Here is a 25,786-nt window from a genome sequence, read left to right as displayed (position 1 = left end):
ATAGCCCCTACAGCGTCGCGCCGATCTCGCGCGCGGCGAGGTCTGGGTCTTCCGCCGCGGTGATCGGGCGGCCGACGACCAGGATCGAGGCGCCGGCATCGACCGCCGCGCGCGGCGTCACTACGCGTTTCTGATCGCCAATCGCACCGTTCGCTGGGCGTACTCCCGGCACGACGAAGAAACCTTTGGGCCACAATTTGTGCGCCGCTTTCACTTCCTCGCCCGAACAGACAATGCCGTCGACCCCGGCGTCCATCGCCAGTTCGGTCAGGCGCAGCACCTGGTCGTGCGCCGACCCCGTTACGCCCGTCGCGCGCAGGTCGTTCTCGTCGAGGCTGGTGAGCATGGTCACCGCGACGACCTTGGTGTTGCTCGGCGCCGCCGCCTTGGCATCCTCGAGCATCGCGCGTCCGCCGCTGGCATGGACCGTCAGCACCGCCGGCTCGAGCCCGCGTAGCGCCTGGATCGCTTTTCCCACGGTATTGGGAATGTCGTGCAGTTTGAGGTCGAGGAAGATCGGCAGGCCGAGGTCGTGCATTTCCAGCACGCCATGGCGGCCATTGGCCATGAAGAATTCCAGGCCCAATTTGATTCCGCCGACATGATGGCGCACGCGCGTGGCGATCGCCTTCGCCTTGTCGATGTCGGGAGTGTCGAGCGCGACGTAGATACGGCTGGTCATGGAGTCAGCTCGAGCGGCGGCTGTCTCGGCGGCTCGGGCGGCGTCGGCGGTGCGGTCGCTTCGACCGGCGCGGCAAGCACGGGGCCGGGATCGGCACCCATCGGCACCACGGGCTTGAGATCAGCGATGATCCGCTCCGCCGTCGTCAGCCGCTGCGACAGGCGCCAGCGGATCGTCCGGTAATAGAGCCAGGTCGGGATCACCCCGGCCAGGAACATGAACAACATCATGAAGGGAAGGTTCACTTCCGCGACCAGCCCTCCCCACAGGTTGATCGTCACCCAGCTCCAATTGCCATAGGTGAAGATCGCCGCGGCGAAGCTGATCAGGCACCAGAAGAGGATCTTGAGGAACTGCATGCGCGGGACGCTAGCGGGACCGGTCCAGTTTGGCCAGACTTCCCGCGATCCTCCCGTCGACGACGGGGAGGACCGAAGGGGTTGGCTTCAGGCTCACCGAATCGGCGAGTTCGGGTCGAGCCGCATATCCAGATACTTGTCGACGCTGCCCATCAGCTCGCCCATTTCGTGCTCGAAGAAATGGTTCGCCTTGGGGATCGTGTCGTGGTGGATCGTGATGTGCTTCTGGGTGCGCAATTTATCGACCAGCTTTTGCACCGCGATCGGGGTGACGACCTCGTCATTTTCGCCCTGGATGATGATGCCCGAAGCCGGGCAGGGGGCGAGGAACGTGAAATCGAACATGTTCGCCGGCGGCGCGATCGAGATGAAGCCGCGGATTTCGGGGCGACGCATCAGCAATTGCATGCCGATCCAGGCACCGAATCCGAACCCGGCGACCCAGGTGGTCGAGGCTTCGGGATGGAAGCTCTGCACCCAGTCGAGCGCCGAGGCCGCGTCGCTCAATTCGCCGATGCCGTTGTCGAACACGCCCTGGCTCTTGCCGACGCCGCGGAAATTGAAGCGCAAGGTCGCAAAGCCGCGGCGCTGGAAGGTCTTGTAGAGCTCGATCACGATGCGATTGTTCATCGTGCCGCCCGACATCGGGTGGGGATGCAGGATCATCGCGACCGGAGCGCGCGGCTTCGGCGCGGGGGCGAAACGACCTTCGAGGCGGCCCTCGGGACCGGGAAAAATGACTTCTGGCATCGTATCCTGTTCTTTTAGCCGCAGAGGCGCCGGTGTGGCGCTAAAGGTTGCGCGCTATATAGGCAGCAGGCCCAAACACGCAATTGGAACGAATCGGACCAATGGTCACAGAGCGCATCTATCTCGACCATGCCGCGACAACGCCGCTGTTGCCGGCGGCGCGAGAGGCGATGGCTGGCGGATTCGCGCGCTGGGCCAATCCGTCGTCGCCGCATGCCGAGGGCCGCGCGGCCAAGGCGATGTTGGAGAAGGCGCGGACGCAAATCGCCGCGCCTTATGGCTGGGCCGGCGAGGTCCTGTTCACCAGCGGATCGAGTGAGGCGCTGGCGATCGCAATGACCCGGTCGGCGGTGACGCGCCGATTGGCGAGCGCGGTCGAGCATGATGCCGTCCTTCGCGCGGCGTACGATATCTCACTGGTTCCGGTCGGTTCGACTGGGCTGGTCGATCGCGAAGCGCTGGACGCCGCGATGGCCGGGGAAGGGCGTGCGGTCGTCGCAATACAATGGGCCAATAGCGAGACCGGCATTCGCCAGCCGATTTCCGAGCTGGCCGACCAGGTCCACGCCGCCGGTCATCTGCTCCTGGTCGATGCAGCACAGATGCCGGCCGGCACCGATCGCGATGTCGCGCGCCACGCCGATTTCGTCGCGCTTTCGGCGCACAAGCGCGGCGGACCGATCGGTGTCGGCGCGCTGCTCGTTCGCGACCTCGCGACGCTCGATCCGACTGGCGGGCAGGAGCGGGGATATCGGCCGGGGACGGAGAATATGCCCGGCATCGTCGGCTATGCGGCGGCGCTGGCCGAGCCCGAGGACATCGCCGGGTATCGGGTATTGCGAGCCTATTTGGACGAGGAGATCCAGGCGTCGGGCGGCGAGCCGGTGCTTGCCGGCGCGCTTCGCCATCCCGCAATCGGTTCGTACCGCATGCCCGGCGTCGCGGCCACGACACAGCTGATCCGCTTCGATATGGCCGGGGTCGCAGTCTCGGCGGGGAGCGCCTGCGCGAGCGGCAGCATGAAGCCGAGCCATGTCTTGTCGGCGATGGGATGGGACATGCAGGCGTCGCAGCAAGTGGTGCGGGTGAGCTTCGGGCGGTCGACGACGCGCGCCGAGCTCGACGCGTTTGTCGCCATCTGGCGTGACATCGCACAATCGTTGGCGCGCGCGGCATGATCTATCTCGACTATCAGGCGACCACGCCGCTAGCGCCCGAGGCGCTCGACGCGATGCTGCCATGGCTACGCGACCAGCATGCCAATCCGCATTCCGCGCATGGGCCGGGCCGGGCAGCCAAGGCGGCGATCGAGGTTGCGCGTGCGCAGGTTGCCGCGTTGCTGCCCGCCGGGGGCAATGTCAGCTTCACCGGCGGCGCGACCGAGGCGCTCAATTGGGCGATCAAGGGCGTCGGCGGCCCCATCGTCACCATCGCCACCGAACATGCCGCGGTGCTCGACACCGTCGAGGCTGTGGGGAAGGCGCGGGTGCTGCCGGTGGGGAGCGACGGTCTGGTCGACATCGACGCGGCGCGCGCGGCGATCCGCCCCGGCGTAAAGCTGGTCGCGGCGATGCTGGTCAATAACGAGATCGGCGTGATCCAGCCGATCGCCGAATTGGCCGCGCTGGCGCATCAGGCTGGGGCCCTGTTCTTGTGCGATGCGGTGCAGGGCTATGGCCGCATGGCGATTCCGGAGGGCTGCGATCTGATCGCGCTGTCGGCGCACAAGATCCACGGACCGAAGGGTATCGGCGCGCTATGGATCCGCGAAGGGATAGAGCTGGCGCCGCTGCTTCATGGCGGAGGGCAGGAGGCGGCGGGGCGATCCGGCACGCTCAGCCCAGCTCTGTGCGCCGGATTTGGCGCTGCGGCGGCACTAATGGCGGCGCGGCGCGATTCCGACGCGGCGCATGTCGAGCGGTTGTGGACGGCGGCGCGTGCAACGCTGGGTGCGGACTGGATCGTCAACGGATCGGGCGAGCATCGCTATCGCGGCAATCTCAACGTCCGGCGCGACGGGCTGGACGTCGCGCGATTGATGTCCGACCTGCGCGACATCGCCTTCTCGGCCGGCTCGGCTTGCGCCAGCGGGTCGGGGCGGCCTAGCCATGTGCTCGAAGCGATCGGCTTGAGCGACGCGCAGGCCCGCAACAGCATCCGGATCGGTTTCGGACGCTATACGACCGAGGAGGAGTTGGTGGACGCGTTACAGCGCATCGATGCCGCGGCACGGGCGCAGAGAATCGCGGTATGACCCGCGTGATCTTCATCGAGCGCGACGGCGCCACGCGCGAAGTCGAGGCGCGGCCGGGGGATCGCCTCCTCGACCTGGCGCAAAATGCCGGCGAGCCGCTCGAAGGGACGTGCGAAGGCCAGATGGCCTGTTCGACCTGTCACGTGATCATCGATGCCGACGACTTCGCGAAATTGCCTCCCGCGGTAGAGGAGGAAGAGGACATGCTCGACCTCGCCGCCGGCGCGACACGATACAGCCGCCTCGCGTGCCAGATCTGGCTGAGCGACGCGCTCGAAACACTGACCGTGCGCATTCCGCCCGACTCCAAGAATATGCAGGGGCGCTGACCTAAATTCCGCCTGTTTTACCGTGGGCACACATTATTCCGTTCGTGGAACGGTCCGCCCATGATAGGCGTTTGGACCCGCCGGGGGGATGAAAACATGGAGAGACACGCCATGAAACTTCTTGCTGTTGTTGCTGCCGGAATTCTCGCCGCGTCGGCACTCACGCCGGTTACTTCCGCCAGCGCGGCGCCTGCGCCGGATCGCTGGAGCCATGGCCATCATCATGGGTGGAAGTGGAAGAAGGTATGCACAGTGCGCTGGCATCATGGCCACAAGGTCCGGACATGCCGCAAGGTGCGCGTGCGCTGGTAAGCGCCAAATTCTAATTGCTTGAAAGCGCCGCTCGATCCCGCCATATGCGCGGCGGGAGTCGGGCGGACGCAATCGTCGCCAACCCGGTCAGGTCCGGAAGGAAGCAGCCGTAACGATTTCGTTGCGGGTCGTTCCGGCTCCCACCCATCTCAAGGAAATCGCGGCGAATAGTCGGTCAGCCGCATCGTGCGATCCTCGATCTCGCCCATGATCGGCGCGTCGGGAGAGTTCGTCTCGCGCTTGGTCCGACTCCATTCCTCGTCGGCCCGGAATGCGGCCCACGACGCCTTCATCGTCGCTTCGTCCTTCCACCGCAGCAGATAGACGAACTCGGGCTTGCCGTCGCGAGACGCCTCCCAAGTCGCGACGATGTCGAAGCCGTGCCGCCGCATGATCGCCATGGCATGGTCGCGAAACCGGGCATTGAACACGGCCTTGCTGGGTTCGAATAATTGATAGGCGCGTAACTGGTAGAGCGGCGCCGGCGCGGTCTCCGCTGCGGCTGCCGGGATGGTCCCGATCGCCAATGCGAGCGACAGGATTAGAGTGCGGGGTCGGATCAAGTCTCGTCTCCTTCGCAAAAAATGCGTCGCGCAGTGGGGCAGATGAGTTGCATCCAGAATGCGGCTAATCAATCGACTAAGATCTGGATTTTGATACGGTAGCGGAACACGGCGGCGCCTTCGCGCATTGCGACAGTGCCTCTGACCTACAAGGAAAGGAGTCCTGTATGCGTATCGTTCAAATATTCGCCGTGCTGCTGGCCCTCGCCGGCGTTTCGGCCGTTACTCCCGCCGCAGCGGAAACCGCGCTGACCAAGCCAGCCTCGATCGCGACGCCACTGACCCAGCCGTCGGGCACGGCCGCCACGGCCGATCAATATCGCGATCGTGGCCGCCATTATGGCTGGCGCAACGGCAATCGCGGCTGGCACGGCGGTTACCGCTCGGGCTGGCGTCGCGGCTATTATCGCCCGCGTTACGGCTATGGACGTCCGTATCGCTGGCGCGGATCGCGGCTCGTGTGCCGCACCTCGTGGCGCTGGGGCCGGCCACATCGCGTGTGCTTCCGTCGCTGGTAAGGCTTCGACATTCAGGCTCGCCGACCCTAGATAGGCGGTGATGTCCGACTCTTTCGATCTCGGCGAGCCGCCGCAGCCAAAGGATACCGCGTACCGCGTGCTCGCGCGCAAGTACCGGCCGCAGAATTTCGATCAGCTGATCGGCCAGGACGCGATGGTCCAGACCTTGGGCAACGCGATTCGGCGCGGGCGGCTGGCGCACGCCTTTCTGCTGACCGGCGTGCGCGGGGTCGGCAAGACCTCGACCGCGCGGCTCATCGCCAAAGCGCTCAATTGCATCGGCCCGGACGGGCAGGGCGGCCCGACGATCGACCCCTGCGGTGTGTGCGAGCCCTGCGTCTCGATTGCCGAAGGCCGCAATATCGACGTGATCGAAATGGACGCCGCCAGCCATACCGGCGTCGACGATATGCGCGCGGTGATCGACGCCGCCCGGCTCGCCGCCTTCGGAGCGCGGTTCAAGATCTACATCATCGACGAAGTCCACATGTTGTCGAAGAATGCGTTCAACGCACTTCTGAAGACATTGGAAGAACCTCCTGAACATGTGAAGTTTCTTCTCGCGACGACCGAAGTGCAAAAGGTGCCGGTGACCGTTCTGTCGCGGTGCCAGCGGTTCGACCTCAGGCGCATTCCGGCGGACAAATTGGCGGCGCATTTCGCGTACGTCGCCGAACTCGAAGGGGCCGAAGCGGAGCCAGAGGCGCTGGCGCTGGTTGCGCGCGCTGCGGACGGATCGGCGCGCGACGGTCTCTCGATCCTCGACCAGGCGATCGCGCATGCCGGGATGGAAGGCGGCGGCGTGACCGCGACTGCCGTGCGCGCGATGCTCGGCCTATCGGACCGTGCCGCGATTCGGGACTTGTTCGCGTTATTGCTCGACAGCGACGCACCCGGTGCGCTCGCCGCGTTGCGCCGGCAATATGATCTCGGCGTCGACCCGCAATCGGTACTGCGCGGGTTGCTCGAGACGGTCCACGCGGTGACCCTGGCAAAGCTGGGCGGCGATGCCGATCCTGCGCAATCGGCGGAAGAGCGCGACGCCTATCAGGGCTGGGCGCGGTTACTGTCGTTCCCGGCGCTTCACCGGCTGTGGCAATTGATGCTCAAGGGGCATGAAGAAGTCGCGCGCGCCGCATTGCCGATCGAGGCCGGCGAAATGGCGTTGCTCCGCGTCGTCCATGCCTCCAGCCTGCCCGATCCCGGCGAACTCGCGCGGCAGATAGCGTCGGGCATCCCGCCATCGGTCGCGCCGCCCTCGACGAGCACCGCCCCGTCGTCCGCTCCCGCTCCCGTTGCCGTCCAGACACTGCCCGCCAGTTTCGACGCGATGGTCGAATTGGTCCGAGCCAATGGCGGCGGCGCTCTGCTGTCGCATTTGACCGCCAATGCCAGGGTGGTGCGCTACGAGGCGCCCGAGCTGGTGCTCAGCACATCGCGGCCCTTGCCGGCGGATCTGCCGACGACTCTCGCGGGGAGGCTGGGCGAGCTGACCGGCGCCAAGTGGAAAGTTACGACCGAGGACGCCGAGGGCGAGGCGACGCTTGCCGAACGCCGCAAGGCCGAGGAAGAGGCGGAACGCGCCGCGGTCATGGAAACCCCCATCGTGAAGGCAGCGTTGGAGACATTCCCCGACGCGGTGCTCGAACGCATCAACAAGGAAGCACTGGGATGAAGAGTCTCGAAGACATCATGGCGATGGCGCAGAACGTCCAGGCCGAACTGGCCAAGGCGCAGGACGGGCTCGACCAGATCGAGGTCGAGGGCGCCTCGGGTGGCGGCATGGTCAAGGTCAAAGCCTCGGCCAAGGGCCGCATCATCGGCGTCGACATCGATCCGTCGCTGCTCCAGCCGTCCGAGAAGCAGATGCTCGAGGATCTGATCGTCGCCGCGTTCAACGACGCGCGGGCAAAGGCCGATGCGGCATCGAACGCTGAAATGGCGAAGATGACGCAGGGCCTGCCGCTGCCGCCAGGGTTCAAGCTGCCGTTCTGAGCGGATCACCGCAGATTGCGCATTGACCGCGAGAGCGGGATTTACGTGCAACCGTACATTTGGCTGGTGCTGCGGCCTGATCGAACGGCACGGCAGCAAGCGACCCCAATGGAAGACATTGCGCGACAGCCGGCGAGGCCCATAAATCAGACCTTCCCGACGAAATGTGCGGGATGGTCTAAAGGATAGGCACGTCATGCCGGCTTCGTTCTGGTTTGTTGAGGAACCCTGCCAAAGCAGCGAAGTGCTTCAATGGTTTCGAGCTTTGCCAAGTCCGCCAGAAGAGATTGCGTCAGCGAAGGGCTACACGCTCTATTTTCGGGCCGCCGGACCACTCGCGCTGAAGGTTGACGGATCGATTGATGGCTCTCGATCGCCAGTAGTAACGGTGATCACGCCGTCATTTCGTCGTGGGGTGATGTGGACAACTGGATCAGTCCATTTCCTGCCGATGCCCGTTAGCCAGTTCCCTGACGTTGCAAAGATCAGGAAGCAGTTCGGGCGATGGGTCGAGGAGCATCCGCTTGCCTACGATCCGCACATCAACGCCGATAACCCATTCGCGTACTATCTCGAAGGCTCTGCTGCAAATAGGGGAGCGTTATATGGCCTCCCGAGCGGAATGGCGGCTCTGGCTCGCGGACAATTCTTCGTGGACGATCTCGACAATGACTTGGTTCTTGATCGAGTGTGCCGAAGTCTGAGACTGCGCGGCATCGAATGCGAGAGTTAGCGCGACAGACTTTGGTTCGAAGGGCGGCTTTCCAGCATCGCCCCACCAAAAACAGACGGTCCGCTTCCCACCACTAGTGGACATTCACACAGGTCCGAACAGGTATGCCCCAGTGGGTCGGATTGGCGCTTTCGCGCTTATGCGAAACTACCGCACGCAGCTGTCGAGCCCGTTGCCGCGCACCACGTTGACGTACTTCGCCAGCGCGTTGCCATGACGGCGGACGAAGCCGCGCGGGTCGATCGCGGCGCGCTTCTTGGGCAGCGGCAGGACCGCGGCGATGCGCCCCGCCTCGGTCGGCGACATGCGCGACGCGTCGTGGCCGAAATAGCGGATCGACCCGGCATTGGCGCCGTAGGTGCCGATCCCCGTCTCGGCGACGTTGAGATAGACTTCCATGATCCGGCGCTTGCCCCACAGATGCTCGATCAGGAAGGTGAACCACGCCTCGAACCCCTTGCGGACATAGCCCCCGCCCTGGATCAGGAAGACGTTCTTCGCGGTCTGCTGGCTGATCGTCGATCCACCGCGGATGCGGCCGCCTTTCTGGTTGCGCTGATAGGCCTGCCTGAGCGCGTTGAAGTCGAACCCGTCGTGCAGGCAGAAGCGCGCATCCTCGCCCGCGATCGCGGCGCGGGGCATGTTGGGGTCCATGCGGTCGATCGACATCCATTGCTTGGTGATCAACTGCCCGTGCAGCACGTCGCCCAGCATCGTGAAGGTGAAGGGCGGGTTGATGAAGCGGTAGATGCCGACCCACAGCACGCTGACGATCAGGAAGGCGAGCGCGCCTTTCCAGATCCAGCCGAACAGGCGGCGTAGGAAGGGGCGTCGGGGTTTGGCTCGGGCGGGCATGGGATCGGAATCGGCCTGTGTCGTCGCGATGTCGCTCGGGTTGGGCGAGGGCGCCGTCATCAACGGCATGCTCGCCACTATCCGCGGTCGGCGGTCGGCGGCAAGAGCGTCGTCAGCAGCGGCGATGCCGGTCTCGTACGCGCCATGCGCGGTGGAGAAATCGCTCGCCGAACAAGCCTCGCCGGCAAAGAAGATGCGATCGTCGTGCGGCTGGGCGAGCACCCGGCGCTGCCCGGCCTGGCCGACCCGGGCATGCGAATAGCTGCCGCGAATGAAGCGTTCGGCGCGCCAGCGCGTCCGGGCGAGCGGCTGGAGCCGCAATCGCCAGTCGTTGCCGAGCAGGCGGGCGAGCTCACCGATCGCGAAATCGGCGGCGCCAAGGTCGCTTTCGCGCTCGATCGCCTCGGCGCAGTCGCCGCCGAAAAAGGCTTCGACCACCGGCCGGCCGAGATAGCCGATCTGATAGCTGGCGGTGCATGCCGCATGCGGGTTGCCGATCACATGAGCATTGTGCGGATAATCTTCGCCGCGAATGCCCAGGAAGATCTTGTCGGCGAGTCCGAGCGGAAGCGCCGCTGCGGCCTCATGCTTGGCGGCGATCGGCGGATCGAATGTCAGGTCGCCGTCGGCAATGATCGGCGTTGGCACGGCGACGATCACGCGGTCCGCCTCGATCAGTCCTTGCGGCGTCACGAGGCGCAGGCGTGGACCGCGATGGTCTATCCTCGACACGGGGCAATCGAGCCGGACGGGCAGGCGCTTGCCGTAAGCGGCGATGAGCGTGCCATAGCCCTCGACCAGGCGCCAATTGTCGTCGCTCGCGGCGTCTTCATACGCCGCCCAGTCGTGCAGCGAGACGGCGCCCAGGTTCGCGCCATTGGCATAACCCGAAATCGCATCGATCAGCGGGCGCCACGGATTATCGGGCTGGATGAAGTCGGACAGCGGCCGATCGGGCCCGTTGCGATAGGCCAGAGCGCGCTCGGAGAATTGCCGATATGCCGCCTGGAATGCTTCCTGATCGGCGGGCGGAAACCCGACATCGCGCCATTGTTCGCGCCAGTGCGCCGGCGTGCGGTCGATCTGGAACCCTTCCGCCAGCGCGATCCGCGTCCAGGGATTGCGATCGGCTGAATGCAGCCACGCACAGCCGAGATCGAGCGCCTCACGGCCGACGCGGACAGTGTGCGCCCGTCCACCGATCCGCCCGCTTGCTTCGAGCAACAACACGTCGGCGCTTGAATCGAGGATACGCCGCGCGGCAGCGATACCGGCGGCGCCTCCTCCGATAACGACGAACTTGCTGCTCATGATCGCTCTATAGAGCGAATCGGGCGGCGGTCAGCCCGCAACCCGACGATGAGCGTCAGAGCGTGAAGCCGGCGACGTTGAAGCTCATCTGCACATTGCCGCGCTGGAATACCTCGGCCTCGATCATCACGCGCTTGGCGGTTCGCAGCTTGGAAACGAACCCATCGCCCTTGGTAAGGAACGCCAGCCCGAACTTGTCTCCGACCGAACCGGTGCAGTTATAATGTTCGATCGGGCCGTCGTCGAACTTGACCGCCAACTGCCTGGTGACGAGCGTACTGCAGGTAAATTGCAAATTGGGGTTGATGATGTCGACGTCATAACCCTTGGCCTGCTTTTGCACCTCGAGAACCGTGCTCTGCTCGTCGCCTACGCCGATGCTGTTCGGAAATTTTTCGCTACTCTGCACTTGCGCGTATTTGACCGTCGTGCCGCGCATCTGGTCCTTGTCCTCATTATAGGTCCAGGATGAGGTTGGCGCAGCGGGGGCCCGGCTGTTGCCGTCGGCGGCAGCACCGGAATCGGCAGTCGCGGTCGATGTCGTCTTGGTCGTGCTGGGCGCCATGTTCGTTATGCCTGTGGCGGCGCCAATGATCGGCAGGCCGATGAAGATGGCCGCCCCGGTCGCGATGGCGCGGCCGCGCGTCGCATACATTGGCAGCGCGGGCGACGGCCGGATAATGAACCAGATCGACGCGAGGGTCCCGACCAGCCACAGAATTATGATCAACGCACCCATGCTATCCCTCCGTTATGTCGGAGGAATATTCTTCAGCATGGAGTACGGATCAAGAACATCGGTCAATAATGGATCAATCTCCCCGGCCGCCGCGCACAGCGGCAGCCGGGGACCGATTGATCGGTAATCAAGCCGCGATCAGCCGCTTTTCCCCGGCCAGCCGCATCATCACCTTCTGCAGCTTCTCGAACGCGCGCACCTCGATCTGGCGGACGCGCTCGCGCGACACGCCATAGACCTGGCTCAATTCCTCGAGCGTCTTGGGATCGTCGGTCAGCCGGCGCTCGGTCAGGATGTGACGCTCGCGCTCGTTGAGGCCGTCCATCGCTTCGGTCAGCAGGTTATGGCGGACATCCGCCTCCTGCGCCTCTGCGACGACCGAATCCTGCAGGGGCGATTCGTCCTGCAGCCAATCCTGCCACTGGCCTTCGCCATCCTCGCGCATCGAGACGTTGAGCGACGTGTCGCCGCCCATCGCCATGCGGCGGTTCATCGAGTTGACCTCGTCCTCGGTAACGCCGAGATCCTTGGCGATCTTGGCCACATTTTCGGGGCTCAGATCGCCATCCTCGAACGCATCGAGCTTCGACTTCATCCGGCGCAGGTTGAAGAACAGCTTCTTCTGCGCGGCGGTGGTGCCCATCTTCACCAGGCTCCACGAGCGCAGGATGAATTCCTGGATCGAGGCGCGGATCCACCACATTGCATAGGTGGCGAGGCGGAAGCCGCGATCGGGCTCGAACTTCTTCACGCCCTGCATCAGGCCGATATTGCCTTCGCTGATCAGTTCCGAGACGGGCAGGCCGTAGCCGCGATAGCCCATCGCGATCTTGGCCACGAGACGCAGGTGCGAAGTGACGAGCTGCGCCGCCGCCTCGGTATCGCCATGCTCCGAAAAGCGTTTGGCGAGCATATATTCCTGTTCCGGGGTCAGGATCGGGAACTTCTTGATCTCGGCCAGATAGCGGTTGAGGCTTGCCTCTCCGCCGAGAGCAGGAATCGTCGCGGGGACGTTGCTGCGATTTGCCATGATCTAGTCTCCCTTACCTTCGCAGCCGTCACGCCCCTTCCAGAGGCGACGTGCCGCACTGCAACAAAACTCAATCGCTGAGTGTATCGAACAGTTCCCGCATGTCCGCTGGGATTTCACTATCGAACGACAAAGCGTTTCTTGTGATGGGGTGGATGAACCCGAGATGCGCCGCGTGCAATGCCTGGCGGCGGAAATTCAGGGTTTCCAGAACCTTCCTGTGAACCTGTTTTGTTCTACCATAAACCGGGTCTCCAATCAAGGGGTGGCCGATCGACGCCATGTGCACGCGCACCTGGTGGGTACGGCCGGTCTCCAGTTTGCACTCGACCAGGTCGGCTTCGTGCAAGCTCCTGATCTTGCGCCAATGCGTCACCGCGCGTTTGCCGGTCCGGACGATCGCGACCTTCTTGCGGTTCTGCGGACTGCGCGCGAGCGGGGCATCCACCGTGCCGCTGGCGGCCATCAGATGCCCCGAGACCAATGCACGATAGCGGCGATCGATCGAATGGTCGGCGAACTGCTTGGCGAGGCCTTCGTGCGCGCGATCCGTCTTGGCCGCGACCATCAGGCCGGACGTATCCTTGTCGATGCGATGGACGATTCCGGGACGCGCGACGCCACCGATCCCCGACAGGCTGCCACCGCAATGGTGGAGCAGAGCGTTGACCAAGGTGCCGTCGAAATTTCCGGCGGCGGGATGGACGACCAGCCCCGCGGGCTTGTCGATCACGATCAGATGCTCGTCCTCGAACGCGATATCGAGCGGGATGTCCTGCGCTTCGTTATGCGCCGGTCGTGGGACGGGAACGGTGACGGTAAAAGTTTCGCCGCCCGCGAGCTTTCGCGACGGATCGCGCATCAACGTGCCCGACGGATCGCTGACCGCGCCCGACGAGATGAGCGCTTTCAGCCGCTCGCGTGACAGGGTCGGCACGGCCTCGGCCAGCGCCCGATCGAGCCGCCAGCCCTTGGCCGCGCCCGAAACCACTGCTTCGATGATGGAAACCCCCGGAACCATTCGTGTAGGAAGATGGGGATGAGGTTGGAAATTTCAAGGGAGGTCCTGGCTGGGATTCGCGCCGCGGCGGCCGCCGCGCATCCGGAAGAAGCATGTGGGTTACTGTTCGGCGGCAACGGGCTGATCAATGGCTGGATGGAAGCTCGCAACATCGCCGGTCGGCCCGAAACCGAGTTTGAAATCGATCCGGCCGCCTTATTCGCGGCATTGCGCGCCGAGCGAGCGGGCGGGGCACAACTGATCGGCTATTGGCATTCGCACCCCAATGGCAATGTCGAGCCATCGCGACGCGATACCGAGCTTGCGGACGCGGACGGCAAGGTCTGGGTGATCGTCGCCGGTGAAGACATCGCGGCTTGGCAACTCGTCGAGACCCCGCTCTACGGTTGTAGCGAATACAGAATTGAGCAACGCGATGGCTATCGGGCGGCGGTACCGAGTTTTTGCGGCATGGCGCGGCGATTCCGGCATGTCCCAATGGCGACCGGTGAAGTCCGCCACCTGATCCCCAAAGACAAGGGCGATGACATCGTCCCGTTGATCGCCGAAGCAGGATATCCGGCGATAGCGCCTATCCTCAATGATTTGATGGTATGGACCGTCGATCCGAACACGCCGATTTGTAGGGCGCTGATCGACTATTTGAATACCTTGGGCGAGCCGATGGTGGAGCCCATCCGAAAGGTCCTGCGGGGAAATGACGGCGACCACAAATCGTTATGTCTCAGAGAGATGGTGCCGGCTCTTCCGCGAGCCGCGCGAATACGACTGATGGATGATTTGCGAGCTTTGGCCGAGCATCCCAGCGAGGCTGAACACTATGAGGGCGTCGATGACGAAGCTCGATCGGTGCTCGCCGGACTTGCCGAATCGGGCGCTTAGGAGGTTGCGGGCGGGGCCCCGCTGCGCCAGAAAGCCAATAACTATAGGAAAGAAACGTCCCTAATGACCATGACCCCGGTCGACTTCGCAAGCCTGCTCTGCTCGCGTCTCTGTCACGATCTTCTCAGCCCGGTGGGCGCGCTCAACAACGGACTCGAATTGCTTGCCGACGAGCATGATCCGGAAATGCGCGCGCGCTGTCTCGAATTGCTCAACGAGAGCGCACGGGCATCGGCCAACAAGCTCAAATTCTTCCGCCTGGCGTTCGGCGCGGCCGGCGGGTTCGGCGAGACGGTCGACACGCGCGAGACGCGCTCGGCGATCGAGGGGTTGTTCAGCGACAATGCCAAATTGTCGATCGGCTGGATGGTCGAAGAAGCGACCTTGCCCAAACCCGCGACCAAGGTGTTGCTCAATCTGGCCTTGATCGCCGGCGACGCGCTGGTGCGCGGCGGGCAACTCGATATCGGCGCCGAAGAGAATGCGGGCAATATCGAAATGGTGGTGCGCGCGGAGGGGCCGCGGTTGGTGCTCGATCAGGAATTGCGCACGACGTTGCTCGGCGAACAGGGCGATACGGTCATCACGCCGCGCGCCGCGGCGGCCTATCTGATTCAATCCCTGGTCAGCGACGGTGGCGGCAGCGTGCAGATTTCGGAGCCGGATGCTCCCGTGCTGCTCTTCGGCGTGACAATTCGCGCCGGGTAAACGTCTCTTTTACCACTGTTCGTCCAAGGTCGCTTCCGCGCATCAAGCCCGGGGACCCATGGACGATCTGCTCCAGGAATTCATTGCCGAAACTCGCGAGACGCTCGACGCTCTCTCGGGCGAGATCGTCGCGTGGGAAGCCGATCCGGCCGACCGCGCGCGGCTCGATGCCATTTTCCGGTTCGTCCACACGGTGAAGGGAAGCTGCGGCTTCCTCGATCTGCCGCGCCTGGCGCGCCTGAGTCATGCCGCGGAAGACGTGCTTGCCGCGGTTCGCTCGGGTGAACGGATGCCCGACCAGAAGCTCGTGACCGCGGTGCTGGCGATCGTCGACCGCATCGGCGAGATCGTCGAGGCGATCGATGCCGGTGCCGCGCTCGACGATAGCGGCGAGGAGTTGCTGATCGCCGCGCTCAATGCCGGCGCCGAAGCGGTAGCCCCCGCCGCGCAACAGGCCCCCACCGGCCAGCGTGTCGGCAATCGCAGCGTGCGGCTGTCGACCGACCTGCTCGATCGTATGATGTCGGGCATGTCGGACATGGTGCTGGCGCGAAACGAACTCGCGCGTCGCATGCGCGACCAGAATGTCGATCCGACGATTGAAGCCGCGCTCGACCGCCTGTCGCTGACGGTGGCGGAGATGCGCGACACCGTGACGCGAACGCGCATGCAGAAGGTCGACGCGCTGTTCTCCGCCTTGCCGCGGATGGTGCGCGATACCGCCGCCGAAGTCGGCAAATCGGTGCAACTCCAGATCGAGGGATCCGACGTCGAACTCGATCGTGAAATGATCGAGATGATGCGCGATCCGCTCGTCCACATCATCCGCAATTCGATCGACCACGGCATCGAAAGCGCCGAGGAACGCCGTGCCCTGGGCAAGCGCGAAGTCGGGCGGCTGGTCGTTTCCGCGCGCCAGTCGGGCAATCAGATCATCCTGGAAGTCGCCGACGATGGCCGGGGGATCGATACCGATCGGCTGGTTCAGAAACTCACCGTGTCCGGGCAGTCGCGCGGCCGCGACCTGTCGATGCTGAGCGAACGTGCCAAGATCGACCTGATCTTCGAACCCGGCCTGTCTACCAAGGACGAGGTTACCGCGATTTCCGGCCGCGGCGTCGGGATGGACGTCGTGCGCGCCAATATCGAACAGATCGGCGGGCGGATCGACCTGGTCAACACCAAGGACCGCGGACTGCGGATCCTCATCCACGTCCCGCTGACATTGTCGATCATCCCCGCGATCGTCATCGGCATCGCCGGCCAGCGTTTCGCTGTCACGCGCCAGGCGATCGAGGAAATCGTTCACGTCTCCGGCAATGCGATCCGCGTCGACCTGCTGGGCGATACGCCGGCGGCGACGGTTCGCGATCGCCGTATGCCGCTGGTCGATCTCGCCGCATTGCTCGGGCTGCGCGCCACCGATCCGATGTCGGCCGACATGCTGGCGATCATCAGCGCCAGTGGCGGCAGCTTCGCCGTCGCGGTCGATTCGGTGCTCGATCACGAGGAATTGGTGATCAAGCCCGCGTCGCCGGCGGTGATGGCGACGGGCATCTATGCCGGCCAGACCTTGCCCGACAGCGGCTCGCCAATGCTGTTGCTCGATTGTGCCGGGGTCGCCGCGGCGGCGGGGATCAACTTTGCGCGCGACACGGCGGTCGAGGAGGAGGAAGCGATCGAGCCCGAGGCCATCTCGGCCGACGCGCTGCTGTTCAACGATCTCGACGGCCGGCGCCGCGCGGTGCCGCTGGCGATCGTCGACCGCGTCGAAACGGTCCACGCCTCCAATGTGCGGTTCAGCGGTGGCCGGATGCGCTTGTTGGTCGATGATCGGATCGTTCCGCTGGCCGCGCTCGGCGAGATTGAAGGCCATGCCGAACTCGCGGTGCTGAGGATCAAGGATGGCGACGCCGAGATCGCCTATGCGATCGCCGAGCCGGTCGACATCGTCGCCATTCCGGCCGACGTCTCTCCCTCGGCGCAACCTGGGCCGATCCTGGGCGTCGTCGTGATCGGCGACGAACAGGTCGAACTGATCGATCCGCAATGGCTGCTCGGTCCCGATGCGCAGGACATCGTCCGGCCAGGTGCGCCGCTCTGCCTGATCGACAGCCAGTCCGACAGCTGGATCGCCACGTTCCTGAAGCCGGTGCTCGAGCAAGCCGGATATCGTGTTTCGACCAAGGCGAGCGCCGACGAACAGCCGGCCGTGATCCTGACCACCGACGCCGCGCCGGCCGCGGCGCGCGACGGCCGGGTGCTGCGTCTCAGCAATGATCGGCGCGACACCGGCGGCGACGATCGCGTTTATCGCTACGACCGCGCCGGATTGCTCGCGGCGGTCGCCAAACGAGTGAATGTGGCATGAGCGAACAGCTTTTCCTGATCGCCCATATCGCCGGCCGCGGGGTCGCGATCGACTCGGCACAGGTCGAGTCGGTGGTCGATATAGGTGCGGTCGTCCCGACGCCGCGTGCAGCACCCCACATTCGCGGGCTGGCCGCGTTGCGCAGCCGGGTGGTGACGGTCATCGATACGCATGCCGCGCTCGGCCTGCCCAAGCTCGCGATCGCCGGATCGCGTGCGGTCATTACGGTGGTCGACGGGCATCATTATGCCGTGCTGGTCGATAGCCTGGAGGATGTCGCGCCGTTCGTCGCCGCGCCACTGCCGTCGGGGATTGGGCTCGACGCCGGGTGGCGCCAGGCCGGTTGTGGGGCGGTCGAGCGCGATGGCGAGCCGATTCTGGCGATCGACCTCACCGCGCTCGTCCACGGACCGCCAAATGACGCGAATGCAATCAATTAACCGGGTGATCACGGTTTAGGGGGTAAGCCCTTCAATGGGCCTAGTAACGGGGTGTTTCGGTCATGAAGACGTGTCTGGTTGTCGATGATTCCAAGGTGATCCGCAAGGTCGCCCGCCATATCCTCGAGACGTTGAATTTCGAGGTGAGCGAGGCCGCCGACGGCAAGGAGGCGCTCGACAGCTGCATGGCGTCGGTCCCCGACGTGATCCTGCTCGACTGGAATATGCCGGTCATGAGCGGGATGGACTTCCTGCGTGCGCTTCGCGACACCGCATTGTCGAGCCGACCCAAGGTCGTGTTCTGCACGACCGAAAACGGCATGGCCTATATCCGCGCCGCGATCGAAGCGGGCGCCGACGAATATGTGATGAAGCCGTTCGATCGCGAAACGCTGGAATCGAAGCTGCAGATCGTCGGCCTGGCCTAAGAGCACCGGTGCCGTGATGGCGAGCAAGGCTCCCGACATTCCCCATTTCGAGGCGCCGCCCTCGGTCCTGATCGTCGACGATTCGGTCGTTGCGCGCGCCGTGATCGCGCGCGCGATCGACAGCGGCGGCCGCTTCCTGGTGGCCGGCGCAGTGCAGGACGCCAAGGCGGCGCTGGCGTTTCTGGCGCGGCATCGCGTCGACGTCATCCTGCTCGACATCGAGATGCCGGGCGTCGACGGCCTGACGGCTTTGCCGGATCTGATCGCGGCCGGGCAGGGCGCCCGCGTGCTGGTCGTGTCGTCGGCATGCGCCGATGGTGCCGCATCGACGGTCCAGGCCTTGGCGTTGGGCGCGGCGGATACGCTGGTCAAACCCGAGGTCGGGGCCTTTGCCGGGCGCTTCGGCGATCAACTCAACGAACGCCTCGTTCGACTGGTGGAGGCTGATGAGGTCGTCGCGCCGCGGACTCCGGCGGCGGCCATCGCGCCGGGAAACGACTATGATATCGTGGCGATCGGCGCCTCGACCGGTGGCATCCACGCGCTCAGCCAATTGCTCCGGGCGATCCCTGCCGAGTTTCGCTTGCCGATCCTGATCACCCAGCATCTGCCCGAATCATTCATGCCCTATTTCGCCGCGCAGGTCGCGGTGCTGGCCAATCGTCCCTGCGAAGTGGCGGAGGACCGCGCGCGCGTGCGGCCGGGCCGCATCCTGATCGCTCCGGGTCGCGCGCACATGCGCTGCGTCGCGATGGGTGATGGCGTGGTGATACGTCTTTCGACCATGGCATCGGCCAGCGGTTGCCTGCCGTCGGTCGACCCGATGCTGCAATCGGTGGCCGAGGTCTATGGCGCGCGAGCGCTTGGCGTGATGCTGAGCGGGATGGGCCGCGACGGCGCGATCGGGGCGGGGCATCTGGCCGCCGCGGGCGGTAGCGTCGTCGTGCAGGACCGCGCGTCGTCGGTGGTCTGGGGTATGCCGGGCGCCGTGGTTTCCGGCGGAATCGCGGATGCGATCCTGCCGCCGGACGAGATCGGCCAATTGATCGCGCGCCGTCGGCGGCCTTCATGCTGACCCCGCGCCCCGCTGGCGCGGTCGCGGAATTCATCGCCCTGCTCGAGGCGCGCACCGGGCAACAAATGGGAGCCAACCGCAACTGGCGCATCGAAACCGCGCTGAAGCCGGTGATGCGCGATACCGGCCATCACACGCTGGAGAAGCTGGCCGAGGCGATCCGCGCCGATCGTGGCGGACCGCTCGCCGACCGGGTAGTCGACGAATTGCTCAACCAGGAGAGCTCGTTCTTCCGCGACGCCGCGGTATTCGACATCGTCGAACAGGCGGTCGCGGCGATTCCCGATACGCGGCGTCCGCGGATCTGGTCGGCGGGCTGCTCGAACGGGCAGGAGCCGCTCAGCCTGGCGATGCTGTTCGCCGAAAAACTCGACCGCCAAATGCCCGAGATCCTCGCCACCGATGTCTCCGAATCGGCGCTGAACAAGGCGCGCGCCGGGCGGTACACTCAGTTCGAAATCCAGCGGGGCTTGCCGATCCGACGGATGATGCAATGGTTCGATTCGGTCGATGGCGACTGGATCGCCAATCCTGGGCTGACGCGGATGGTTTCGTTCCGCCGGATGAACCTGGTCGCCGACTCGCTGCCGATCGGCCGCTTCGACGTCATCCTGTGCCGCAACGTGCTGTTATATTTCTCGCTCGAAATGCGTCGCGCGGTTCTCGGGCGGCTTGCGCAAGTGCTTCGGCCCGATGGTGTGTTGGTGCTCGGCGCCGGAGAGACGGTGATCGGCCAGACCGATGCCTTCCGCCCCAGCCAACGCTATCGCGGCCTCTACGAGCCGAACTGGGCCGCCGCCGCGGCTGCCTGATTCCGAAAGCGGCGGGACGGTTTACTTTCGCCGCGCTTCGCCGCAATCCAGCGCGCGTGAACATCGTCGATACCCCGTCGCCCAATTTCAACGAGCGGCAGCTGCCGGTCTCGATGATCGTGCTGCATTATACCGGCATGGAAAGCGCCGCGGCGGCGCTGGGGCGCCTGACCGATCCGGCAGCCGAGGTGTCGGCGCATTATCTGATTGACGAGGACGGGACGATCCATCGCCTGGTGGCCGAGGACAAGCGCGCCTGGCATGCCGGCAAATCGCATTGGCGCGGGATCACCGACGTCAATTCGGCCTCGATCGGGATCGAACTGGTCAATCCAGGACATGAGTTCGGCTATCGCGAGTTCGCGCCCGCGCAGATCGAAGCGCTGATCCCGCTGCTCGGCGAGATCAAGGATCGCCATGACATCACGCGCGGCAATGTCGTCGGCCATTCTGACATCGCGCCGACCCGCAAGCAGGATCCGGGCGAATTGTTCCCCTGGGGTCAGTTGGCGCGCTTGCGTCTCGCCCTGCCGCGCCCGACGAAGAATCTGATGGACCCATTGTGGAGCGATGCGGGGTTCCTTCTGGCGCTCGAACGCTTCGGCTATGAAGTCACCGACAAGCTCGCCGCAGTTGTGGCGTTTCAGCGCCGTTTCCGGCCCGAATTGATCGACGGCGAAATCGACGGTGAATGCCGCTGTCTGTTGCTGGCGCTGTTGCTGCCCAAGCCTCAGGGGGATGAATAGGCGGTGCGCCGGCGGCGACGAGCGTCCGTCGCTCTGCAACGGTGGGTAGATCACGATCTTGCGAAGAATATCCGGCCGGTGTCGCCGATGGTCGGCGCAGCGCCGATCTTCCTGATGTGGTGTTTTGGTCGAGATGTTTCCGGACAATGGCGGGCTCTCGGTTGGAGTCTGGCAGTCGGAGCCAGTGCGATCTGTATCGGTTTTGTCGGGTGGCGGTGGTGGTTGATCTACCGCGCCGCCATGCTCGACGCCGACCGCGCTTATGACGAGCGGATCAAATACACGCTTCCTCCCGAGTATCGCGACACCGAGAGCGCAGGAGAGGTGCGCAGGCGCAAAGCGCGTGAAAAACTGCGCAAGGGGTAGGCAGTTTGCTCCGCTTGCTTTAGGTCATCGCCGGCCAGAGGGTCGGGCGGCCGCGGGTGCGCAAGCACGCGAGGAAAGTCCGGGCTCCGCGGAACAACGGTGGCGGGTAACGCCCGCCGGGGGTAACCCCAGGGAAAGTGCCACAGAGAGCAGACCGCCAACCCGGTTCGCCGGGAGGTAAGGGTGAAAGGGTGCGGCAAGAGCGCACCGCGCTTCTGGTAACAGCGGCGGCATGGCAAACCCCACCGGGAGCAAGACCGAATAGGGGCGGCATATGGGTGTGTTCCCACCCGTCGCCCGGGTTGGTTGCTTGAGGCGGCGCGCAAGCGTCGTCCTAGAGGAATGGTCGCCCATCCGCGCAAGCGGTGGACAGAACCCGGCTTACAGACCCTCTGGCGCTCTTTTCCTGATGTCGAATGTCGGCTAACCTGCGCCAAAAGCAGGGGGAAATATGCGGGGATTGCTTCTCGGCGCGGCTGTGCTTGCGATGGTTCCGATGCTCGCGCTGGCGGATACCACCCCGCCGCCGCCCACCATTCAACAAGCATTCGACGCCGCCACGGTGCTGCAGGATAGCGGCAAGTATGTCGAAGCGTTGGCCGCCTGGGAAAAGCTGGAACCGCGCGTAGCGAACAAGCCGCGCAGCCTGGCCATCGTCCGGTTGCGCAAGGGGCTGGCGCTCTATCGGCTCGATCGCCGCGACGAATCGGTGATAGCGACGCGCGCTGCACTCGAGGTTCTGCCGACAACCGAGCCGGCGCTGCGCGACGATCGTATTCAGGGCTATAATGTGCTCGCCAAGGTGGCCGAAGCGTCGCTGGACTATGCGACCGCAGCCGACAATTACCGCCGCGCCGAAGCACTGGCGATTACGCCGATCGAGCATCTCGGTGCGCTGCGCGGGATAGTCGAAACGGAGACGTTTTTCGACTCCGACGCGGCGGTCGCCGAGCTCGCTCGCGTCCAGCCCTGGCTCGCGGACAAGTCGGTCGACAACGTCTCGCGGGCGGCGCTCAAGCGCGTGGAAAGCCAGTTGCTCCTCAATCGCGGCGATTTCGCGGGCGCGCGGACTGCTGCCGGAGAGGCGGTCAAACTGCTCGGCGGACTGACCAGCAGAACCGACTTGAACGATGTCGCCGCGCGATCGAATTACGCGATCGCAGCGATGATGCTGGGCGACCGTGACGATGCCCGCAAATATATGGCCTATACCGGTGCGGGGCGCGTTCAATCCGGGTCGTTCGACCCCGCGGTGCAGATGACGCCTCCCGATTGCGGAGGCGATGCGGATCTGCGGCCCGACGACACCGCGGTGGTCGAATTCTCGATCGCCGACGATGGCGCGGTCAGCTATGCAGCGCCCGTTTATTCGTCACGCGGGGGCAAGGTCGCACTGCCCTTTGCCCGGGCGGTCCGCAACTGGTCTTGGACGCCGGAGCAGGTCAAGGCGCTTCCTGCCTTCTTCCGCTATCGCGCACGCGTTGAACTGCGCTGTTCGACCGAATTCCCTAAACCGTCGCTGCTCGATTATCTCGACAAGAGGCTGTCGAAATGGCTCGATGAACGCGGGATCGATACGCCGTTGAAGCGTGACGGTGCCGATGCCGCCTTGCTGGCCGAGGAACGCAAGGAATTGGTCGATCTCGAAAAGGCCAAAGGTGCCGACGCTCTCGCTTTGGTGCCGGTCCTGCACGCGTTGTCGCGCAATTCGGTGCTGCAAATCGAGGAGGCCGCAGGGTTGGCGCAGCGCGAGGCCGCGATTCTGACGGCCAACAAGGCGCCGGCGATGGCGCGGCTGGGCGCCGATTTGAAAGGGTGGCAGAGCAAGAATTCCGATAGTTGGGGTGGTCGGCGCTATTTCCGCGGTCTTGAAGCGGCCGCCACGAGCGGACCCTATGCCGACGATCCGGAAGCTCGCGCGGTGCTACGCCTGATGATGTCCGACGTATCGCGCGGGTTCGACAGGGAGCGTAGCCTGGCGTTGCTCGATCAGGTCGCCACCGATACGGCGCTGCCCGCGGAGGATGGGTTCAAGGTCGGCGCGCTCATCCGCAAGGCGTCGATCCTCACCCAGCGCGGCGATCTCGCCGCCGCCAAGGCAGCATTTGCGCAGACCGGCACCACTGCGGATCAATGCTCGCTGATCGATTCGTCGCCCCGCCGGCTCGGCGTCGGCGGGACCTTTCCGGACGAAGCCAAGATGTGGGGATTCGAGGGCTGGGTGTCGGTGCAATTCGATGTCGGTGCCGATGGCCGGACGATCAACCAGCGGGCAGTCATCTCCTACCCCCCATTCATTTTCACCAAGGCGGGTGATGACACACTCAAGACCGCCCGTTACGAAAAAGCCTTCCGGCCCGACGGCGGGATAGGGTGCGGCGGCGTCACTGAACGCGTCAGGTTCACGATGCGTAACTGACCGCGCTTGCGCTCGCACGCCCAATGCCTATGTCGCGCACATGGCGCGTCCGACCCGATCCGACAATTGGGGCTTCCCCCGCTGGGGCAGCTATGGCTCGACTCGCGAGGCGACTCGGGTGCGGATGTGCGATCGCCATGGATGCGACCAACCCGGCAATTGCCCTGCGCCGAAATCACCCAACAGCCCCGAACGCTGGTATTTCTGTCAGGATCATGCCGCCGAGTATAATCGCGGCTGGAATTATTTTGAGGGCCTGAGCGCGGAAGAAGCCGCCGAGCGCGAGGCGGCCGAGACGCGCACGGCGAATGGCTATGCCGAATCGCGACATTATGGCTGGGGCGGATCGGGCGACGGCAGCCGTTCACGCGACGAGATGCGCGCGCTCGACGTGCTCGAACTCGATTCGGACGCCGATTTTGATGCCGTCCGGGCGGCGTGGCGCAAGCTGGCCAAGGAATGGCATCCCGACGTGCGCCAGGGAGACGAGGAAGCCGCGAAACGCTTTCAGGCGATCCAGGCTGCCTATGACGTTCTCCGCGTCGCCGAGGAAAACAGGGCGTGGCGACCGACAAGCTAGTCGACCAAGAATTGGGCGCGTTGGGTCGGGGGCTGGAGAGCCGTTGGTCCGGCGCGATCCTGGTCTGCTCGAAATGTTCGAAGAAGCTCGACGGCGGGTTCGGGCGCAAGGGCAGGACCAGCTTGGGCAAGGCGCTGCGCAAGCGTTTCGGCCTCAAGAAGGGGCGCAAGTCGCCGGTCGGGCTGATCGAGGTCAAATGCCTGGGCGTCTGTCCAAAAGGCGCTGTGACGTTGGTCGATACCAGCCGGCCCGGCACCTGGCGGCTGGTGCCCGCCGGCGCGGACGTCGAGGCGATCGGCCGCGACCTCGGACTTGATCCGGGAGGTCAGGCGCCGGCGCGCCGCGCCATCACGTCGAGATAAGTCTGCAGCATCACTTCATTGACCGGGGCCCAGACATAGGCCTGCGCCTTGGCGTGACCCGACGCGCCCGCCGATGCGCGCAGCGAATCGTCCTCGATCAGCCGTTGGATCGCGTCGGCATAGGCATTGACGTCGCGCGGCGGGACCAGGAAGCCGTTGACGCCTTCTTCGACCAGGTCGACCGCGCCGGTCGCGCGAGCGGCGACCACGGCGACACCCGCCGCCATCGCTTCCGACGTGACGTTGCCGAACGTCTCGGTGACGGAAGGGTTGAAGAACACATCCATCCCGGCCACCGCGCGGCCAAGATCGTCGCCGCTCTGAAATCCCGCGAACACGGCGTCGGGCACACGATCGGCGAACCAGTCTCGCGCGGGGCCGTCGCCCACCACCAGCACCTTGTGGCGGATGCCGCGCCGGGTCAGCTCGTTGACCACGTCGGCAAATATATCGAGGCCCTTTTCTAGCACCAGCCGGCCGAGAAAGCCGACCGCCACCTCGTCATCGGCGATGCCCAGCGAGCGGCGCCAGGCGAGGTCGCGCCGGCCCGGATTGAAGCGCTCGTGATTGACGCCGCGCGACCAGATGCTGACGGGGACCGTCACGCCCCACGACTTGATCAGCTCGGCGACCGAGGGAGAAGGCACGACCACTTCGTCGACGCGATTGTAGAAGCGGGTCAGCATGCTGGTCAGCAACGGCTCGACGAACCCGATGCGATAATAACGCGGATAGGTTTCGAACCGGGTGTGGAAGGAGGCGACCGAGGCGAGGTTGTTCCGTCGCGCCCAGGTCAGCGCGCGATGGCCGAGGATCTCGGGCGCGGAGACATGGACCAGATTGGGGGCAAACGCCTCCAGGTCGGCACGCACCTTTTTGGGCAAGCCGCGGGCCAATTTGTACTCCGCGCGGCCGGCCGGCATCGGGATCGCCGGCACGCTCACCAAGTCTCCGGTCGGAGGAAAGGCCGGCTCGTCGACGGTCGGCGAATAGATGCGCACCTTCACCCCGCGATCGAGCAAATGCCCGACCAGCAGATTGAGCGCCTGATTGGCGCCGTCCCGCGTGTAATTGTAGTTACCGCTGAACAGCGCGATACGAAGATCGCCTGGTTGCATCCTCCGCCCATAGCGGCGCGCGGGCGGC

General features: G+C 64.8%; 29 protein-coding genes, 2 other RNA genes and 1 pseudogene. 22 read left to right on the top strand and 10 right to left on the bottom strand.

Annotation, left to right across the window (positions count from 1 at the left end; all coding sequences use genetic code 11):
- Positions 1–7 precede the first annotated feature (7 nt).
- The 3 genes from pyrF to SPR01S_RS12005 all read right to left on the bottom strand — a co-directional run bounded on the left by pyrF (position 8) and on the right by SPR01S_RS12005 (position 1,791).
- Positions 8–682, bottom strand: a complete 675-nt coding sequence (pyrF, locus tag SPR01S_RS12015; protein ID WP_066589909.1) for an orotidine-5'-phosphate decarboxylase — start codon at positions 680–682, stop codon at positions 8–10.
- Entirely contained in the window at positions 679–1,041 is a 363-nt protein-coding gene (locus SPR01S_RS12010) for a hypothetical protein (RefSeq protein WP_066589907.1), read from the bottom strand. The genes pyrF and SPR01S_RS12010 overlap by 4 nt, the downstream gene beginning before the upstream one ends.
- A 93-nt stretch (positions 1,042–1,134) precedes the next feature.
- Positions 1,135–1,791, bottom strand: coding sequence for an alpha/beta hydrolase (locus tag SPR01S_RS12005; RefSeq protein ID WP_066589905.1), 657 nt, complete (start codon positions 1,789–1,791; stop codon positions 1,135–1,137).
- 101 nt (positions 1,792–1,892) lie between these two features.
- Here SPR01S_RS12005 and SPR01S_RS12000 point away from each other — a divergent pair, with 101 nt between their 5' ends.
- The 5 genes from SPR01S_RS12000 (at position 1,893) to ffs (ending at position 4,834) form a co-directional block, all read left to right on the top strand.
- Positions 1,893–2,969 (top strand): cysteine desulfurase family protein, encoded by a 1,077-nt coding sequence (locus SPR01S_RS12000; protein WP_066589904.1) that lies wholly within the window; start codon positions 1,893–1,895, stop codon positions 2,967–2,969.
- Complete coding sequence (locus SPR01S_RS11995; protein WP_066589900.1) at positions 2,966–4,045, top strand: cysteine desulfurase family protein; 1,080 nt, start codon at positions 2,966–2,968, stop codon at positions 4,043–4,045. Before SPR01S_RS12000 ends, SPR01S_RS11995 begins: the two co-directional genes overlap by 4 nt.
- Entirely contained in the window at positions 4,042–4,374 is a 333-nt protein-coding gene (locus SPR01S_RS11990) for a 2Fe-2S iron-sulfur cluster-binding protein (protein WP_066589899.1), read from the top strand. The genes SPR01S_RS11995 and SPR01S_RS11990 overlap by 4 nt, the downstream gene beginning before the upstream one ends.
- A gap of 111 nt (positions 4,375–4,485) precedes the next feature.
- Complete coding sequence (locus SPR01S_RS21590) at positions 4,486–4,686, top strand: hypothetical protein (RefSeq protein WP_157082202.1); 201 nt, start codon at positions 4,486–4,488, stop codon at positions 4,684–4,686.
- A gap of 50 nt (positions 4,687–4,736) precedes the next feature.
- Positions 4,737–4,834, top strand: an RNA gene (ffs, locus tag SPR01S_RS11985) — signal recognition particle sRNA small type.
- 1 nt (position 4,835) lies between these two features.
- On the opposite strand, the gene SPR01S_RS11980 is transcribed toward ffs, so the two are convergent.
- Positions 4,836–5,249, bottom strand: a complete 414-nt coding sequence (locus tag SPR01S_RS11980) for an NIPSNAP family protein (protein WP_218016751.1) — start codon at positions 5,247–5,249, stop codon at positions 4,836–4,838.
- Positions 5,250–5,416: 167 nt separating this feature from the next.
- Here SPR01S_RS11980 and SPR01S_RS11975 point away from each other — a divergent pair, with 167 nt between their 5' ends.
- The 4 genes from SPR01S_RS11975 to SPR01S_RS21585 all read left to right on the top strand — a co-directional run bounded on the left by SPR01S_RS11975 (position 5,417) and on the right by SPR01S_RS21585 (position 8,495).
- Complete coding sequence (locus tag SPR01S_RS11975) at positions 5,417–5,767, top strand: hypothetical protein (RefSeq protein WP_066589897.1); 351 nt, start codon at positions 5,417–5,419, stop codon at positions 5,765–5,767.
- A 40-nt stretch (positions 5,768–5,807) separates the two neighbouring features.
- Positions 5,808–7,442 carry a DNA polymerase III subunit gamma/tau gene (locus SPR01S_RS11970; RefSeq protein WP_066589896.1) on the top strand — a complete coding sequence of 545 codons (1,635 nt, stop codon included), beginning with the start codon at positions 5,808–5,810 and terminating at the stop codon, positions 7,440–7,442.
- On the top strand, positions 7,439–7,762 hold the full coding sequence (locus tag SPR01S_RS11965) for a YbaB/EbfC family nucleoid-associated protein (RefSeq protein ID WP_066589895.1): 324 nt from the start codon (positions 7,439–7,441) through the stop codon (positions 7,760–7,762). The genes SPR01S_RS11970 and SPR01S_RS11965 overlap by 4 nt, the downstream gene beginning before the upstream one ends.
- Before the next feature lie 196 nt (positions 7,763–7,958).
- Entirely contained in the window at positions 7,959–8,495 is a 537-nt protein-coding gene (locus SPR01S_RS21585) for a hypothetical protein (protein ID WP_157082200.1), read from the top strand.
- Positions 8,496–8,642: 147 nt separating this feature from the next.
- Here SPR01S_RS21585 and mtgA read toward each other — a convergent pair whose 3' ends face one another.
- From mtgA to SPR01S_RS11940, 5 genes and pseudogenes are all read right to left on the bottom strand, one after another.
- Positions 8,643–9,350 carry a monofunctional biosynthetic peptidoglycan transglycosylase gene (gene mtgA / locus SPR01S_RS21260; protein ID WP_084251140.1) on the bottom strand — a complete coding sequence of 236 codons (708 nt, stop codon included), beginning with the start codon at positions 9,348–9,350 and terminating at the stop codon, positions 8,643–8,645.
- A gap of 117 nt (positions 9,351–9,467) precedes the next feature.
- Positions 9,468–10,661 (bottom strand): annotated as a pseudogene (locus tag SPR01S_RS11955) (flavin monoamine oxidase family protein); the annotation flags it as partial.
- Positions 10,662–10,716: 55 nt separating this feature from the next.
- Positions 10,717–11,400 (bottom strand): hypothetical protein, encoded by a 684-nt coding sequence (locus tag SPR01S_RS11950; protein WP_066589892.1) that lies wholly within the window; start codon positions 11,398–11,400, stop codon positions 10,717–10,719.
- 127 nt (positions 11,401–11,527) lie between these two features.
- Positions 11,528–12,430 (bottom strand): RNA polymerase sigma factor RpoH, encoded by a 903-nt coding sequence (rpoH, locus tag SPR01S_RS11945; RefSeq protein ID WP_066589889.1) that lies wholly within the window; start codon positions 12,428–12,430, stop codon positions 11,528–11,530.
- A gap of 70 nt (positions 12,431–12,500) precedes the next feature.
- Complete coding sequence (locus SPR01S_RS11940; RefSeq protein WP_066589888.1) at positions 12,501–13,451, bottom strand: RluA family pseudouridine synthase; 951 nt, start codon at positions 13,449–13,451, stop codon at positions 12,501–12,503.
- 18 nt (positions 13,452–13,469) lie between these two features.
- On the opposite strand from SPR01S_RS11940, the gene SPR01S_RS21255 reads away from it, so the two are divergent.
- The 13 genes from SPR01S_RS21255 (at position 13,470) to SPR01S_RS11880 (ending at position 24,640) form a co-directional block, all read left to right on the top strand.
- On the top strand, positions 13,470–14,333 hold the full coding sequence (locus SPR01S_RS21255) for a Mov34/MPN/PAD-1 family protein (protein WP_157082198.1): 864 nt from the start codon (positions 13,470–13,472) through the stop codon (positions 14,331–14,333).
- A 63-nt stretch (positions 14,334–14,396) separates the two neighbouring features.
- Positions 14,397–15,041 carry a histidine phosphotransferase family protein gene (locus SPR01S_RS11930; RefSeq protein WP_066589887.1) on the top strand — a complete coding sequence of 215 codons (645 nt, stop codon included), beginning with the start codon at positions 14,397–14,399 and terminating at the stop codon, positions 15,039–15,041.
- 58 nt (positions 15,042–15,099) lie between these two features.
- Positions 15,100–17,412: a chemotaxis protein CheA gene (locus SPR01S_RS11925; protein WP_066589885.1), complete on the top strand. Its 2,313-nt coding sequence runs from the start codon at positions 15,100–15,102 to the stop codon at positions 17,410–17,412.
- Positions 17,409–17,852 carry a chemotaxis protein CheW gene (locus SPR01S_RS11920; RefSeq protein WP_066589883.1) on the top strand — a complete coding sequence of 148 codons (444 nt, stop codon included), beginning with the start codon at positions 17,409–17,411 and terminating at the stop codon, positions 17,850–17,852. The genes SPR01S_RS11925 and SPR01S_RS11920 overlap by 4 nt, the downstream gene beginning before the upstream one ends.
- Positions 17,853–17,914: 62 nt before the next feature.
- Positions 17,915–18,280, top strand: a complete 366-nt coding sequence (locus SPR01S_RS11915) for a response regulator (protein ID WP_066589882.1) — start codon at positions 17,915–17,917, stop codon at positions 18,278–18,280.
- A 16-nt stretch (positions 18,281–18,296) separates the two neighbouring features.
- Positions 18,297–19,355, top strand: a complete 1,059-nt coding sequence (locus SPR01S_RS11910; RefSeq protein WP_066589880.1) for a chemotaxis protein CheB — start codon at positions 18,297–18,299, stop codon at positions 19,353–19,355.
- On the top strand, positions 19,349–20,167 hold the full coding sequence (locus tag SPR01S_RS11905; RefSeq protein WP_066589879.1) for a CheR family methyltransferase: 819 nt from the start codon (positions 19,349–19,351) through the stop codon (positions 20,165–20,167). Before SPR01S_RS11910 ends, SPR01S_RS11905 begins: the two co-directional genes overlap by 7 nt.
- 56 nt (positions 20,168–20,223) lie before the next feature.
- A complete protein-coding gene (locus SPR01S_RS11900; protein WP_066589877.1) occupies positions 20,224–20,913 on the top strand; it encodes an N-acetylmuramoyl-L-alanine amidase in 690 nt (229 codons plus the stop codon).
- A 78-nt stretch (positions 20,914–20,991) separates the two neighbouring features.
- Positions 20,992–21,279 carry a hypothetical protein gene (locus SPR01S_RS21580; RefSeq protein WP_157082196.1) on the top strand — a complete coding sequence of 96 codons (288 nt, stop codon included), beginning with the start codon at positions 20,992–20,994 and terminating at the stop codon, positions 21,277–21,279.
- 34 nt (positions 21,280–21,313) lie between these two features.
- An RNA gene (rnpB, locus tag SPR01S_RS11895) (RNase P RNA component class A) lies at positions 21,314–21,679 on the top strand.
- Positions 21,680–21,730: 51 nt separating this feature from the next.
- Positions 21,731–23,698 (top strand): energy transducer TonB, encoded by a 1,968-nt coding sequence (locus tag SPR01S_RS11890; protein ID WP_157082194.1) that lies wholly within the window; start codon positions 21,731–21,733, stop codon positions 23,696–23,698.
- 40 nt (positions 23,699–23,738) lie between these two features.
- On the top strand, positions 23,739–24,278 hold the full coding sequence (locus SPR01S_RS11885; RefSeq protein ID WP_066589873.1) for a J domain-containing protein: 540 nt from the start codon (positions 23,739–23,741) through the stop codon (positions 24,276–24,278).
- Entirely contained in the window at positions 24,260–24,640 is a 381-nt protein-coding gene (locus SPR01S_RS11880; RefSeq protein WP_245661975.1) for a (2Fe-2S) ferredoxin domain-containing protein, read from the top strand. Before SPR01S_RS11885 ends, SPR01S_RS11880 begins: the two co-directional genes overlap by 19 nt.
- On the opposite strand, the gene SPR01S_RS11875 is transcribed toward SPR01S_RS11880, so the two are convergent.
- Positions 24,604–25,758 (bottom strand): glycosyltransferase family 4 protein, encoded by a 1,155-nt coding sequence (locus SPR01S_RS11875; protein WP_066589871.1) that lies wholly within the window; start codon positions 25,756–25,758, stop codon positions 24,604–24,606. The genes SPR01S_RS11880 and SPR01S_RS11875 overlap by 37 nt on opposite strands.
- Positions 25,759–25,786 lie beyond the last annotated feature (28 nt).

It is taken from the genome of Sphingomonas pruni NBRC 15498, from assembly GCF_001598455.1.
Taxonomy (GTDB): Bacteria; Pseudomonadota; Alphaproteobacteria; order Sphingomonadales; family Sphingomonadaceae; genus Sphingomonas; species Sphingomonas pruni.
The sequence above is the reverse complement of the archived record's forward strand: the minus strand, read 5'-3'. Positions and strand labels throughout refer to the sequence as shown.

Coding starts and splice junctions, on each gene's coding strand:
- pyrF (WP_066589909.1), bottom strand. CDS start 682: ATGACCAGCCGTATCTACGTCGCGCTCGACACTCCCGACATCGACAAG.
- SPR01S_RS12010 (WP_066589907.1), bottom strand. CDS start 1,041: ATGCAGTTCCTCAAGATCCTCTTCTGGTGCCTGATCAGCTTCGCCGCG.
- SPR01S_RS12005 (WP_066589905.1), bottom strand. CDS start 1,791: ATGCCAGAAGTCATTTTTCCCGGTCCCGAGGGCCGCCTCGAAGGTCGT.
- SPR01S_RS12000 (WP_066589904.1), top strand. CDS start 1,893: ATGGTCACAGAGCGCATCTATCTCGACCATGCCGCGACAACGCCGCTG.
- SPR01S_RS11995 (WP_066589900.1), top strand. CDS start 2,966: ATGATCTATCTCGACTATCAGGCGACCACGCCGCTAGCGCCCGAGGCG.
- SPR01S_RS11990 (WP_066589899.1), top strand. CDS start 4,042: ATGACCCGCGTGATCTTCATCGAGCGCGACGGCGCCACGCGCGAAGTC.
- SPR01S_RS21590 (WP_157082202.1), top strand. CDS start 4,486: ATGAAACTTCTTGCTGTTGTTGCTGCCGGAATTCTCGCCGCGTCGGCA.
- SPR01S_RS11975 (WP_066589897.1), top strand. CDS start 5,417: ATGCGTATCGTTCAAATATTCGCCGTGCTGCTGGCCCTCGCCGGCGTT.
- SPR01S_RS11970 (WP_066589896.1), top strand. CDS start 5,808: ATGTCCGACTCTTTCGATCTCGGCGAGCCGCCGCAGCCAAAGGATACC.
- SPR01S_RS11965 (WP_066589895.1), top strand. CDS start 7,439: ATGAAGAGTCTCGAAGACATCATGGCGATGGCGCAGAACGTCCAGGCC.
- SPR01S_RS21585 (WP_157082200.1), top strand. CDS start 7,959: ATGCCGGCTTCGTTCTGGTTTGTTGAGGAACCCTGCCAAAGCAGCGAA.
- mtgA (WP_084251140.1), bottom strand. CDS start 9,350: ATGCCCGCCCGAGCCAAACCCCGACGCCCCTTCCTACGCCGCCTGTTC.
- SPR01S_RS11950 (WP_066589892.1), bottom strand. CDS start 11,400: ATGGGTGCGTTGATCATAATTCTGTGGCTGGTCGGGACCCTCGCGTCG.
- rpoH (WP_066589889.1), bottom strand. CDS start 12,430: ATGGCAAATCGCAGCAACGTCCCCGCGACGATTCCTGCTCTCGGCGGA.
- SPR01S_RS11940 (WP_066589888.1), bottom strand. CDS start 13,451: ATGGTTCCGGGGGTTTCCATCATCGAAGCAGTGGTTTCGGGCGCGGCC.
- SPR01S_RS21255 (WP_157082198.1), top strand. CDS start 13,470: ATGAGGTTGGAAATTTCAAGGGAGGTCCTGGCTGGGATTCGCGCCGCG.
- SPR01S_RS11930 (WP_066589887.1), top strand. CDS start 14,397: ATGACCATGACCCCGGTCGACTTCGCAAGCCTGCTCTGCTCGCGTCTC.
- SPR01S_RS11925 (WP_066589885.1), top strand. CDS start 15,100: ATGGACGATCTGCTCCAGGAATTCATTGCCGAAACTCGCGAGACGCTC.
- SPR01S_RS11920 (WP_066589883.1), top strand. CDS start 17,409: ATGAGCGAACAGCTTTTCCTGATCGCCCATATCGCCGGCCGCGGGGTC.
- SPR01S_RS11915 (WP_066589882.1), top strand. CDS start 17,915: ATGAAGACGTGTCTGGTTGTCGATGATTCCAAGGTGATCCGCAAGGTC.
- SPR01S_RS11910 (WP_066589880.1), top strand. CDS start 18,297: ATGGCGAGCAAGGCTCCCGACATTCCCCATTTCGAGGCGCCGCCCTCG.
- SPR01S_RS11905 (WP_066589879.1), top strand. CDS start 19,349: ATGCTGACCCCGCGCCCCGCTGGCGCGGTCGCGGAATTCATCGCCCTG.
- SPR01S_RS11890 (WP_157082194.1), top strand. CDS start 21,731: ATGCGGGGATTGCTTCTCGGCGCGGCTGTGCTTGCGATGGTTCCGATG.
- SPR01S_RS11885 (WP_066589873.1), top strand. CDS start 23,739: ATGGCGCGTCCGACCCGATCCGACAATTGGGGCTTCCCCCGCTGGGGC.
- SPR01S_RS11875 (WP_066589871.1), bottom strand. CDS start 25,758: ATGCAACCAGGCGATCTTCGTATCGCGCTGTTCAGCGGTAACTACAAT.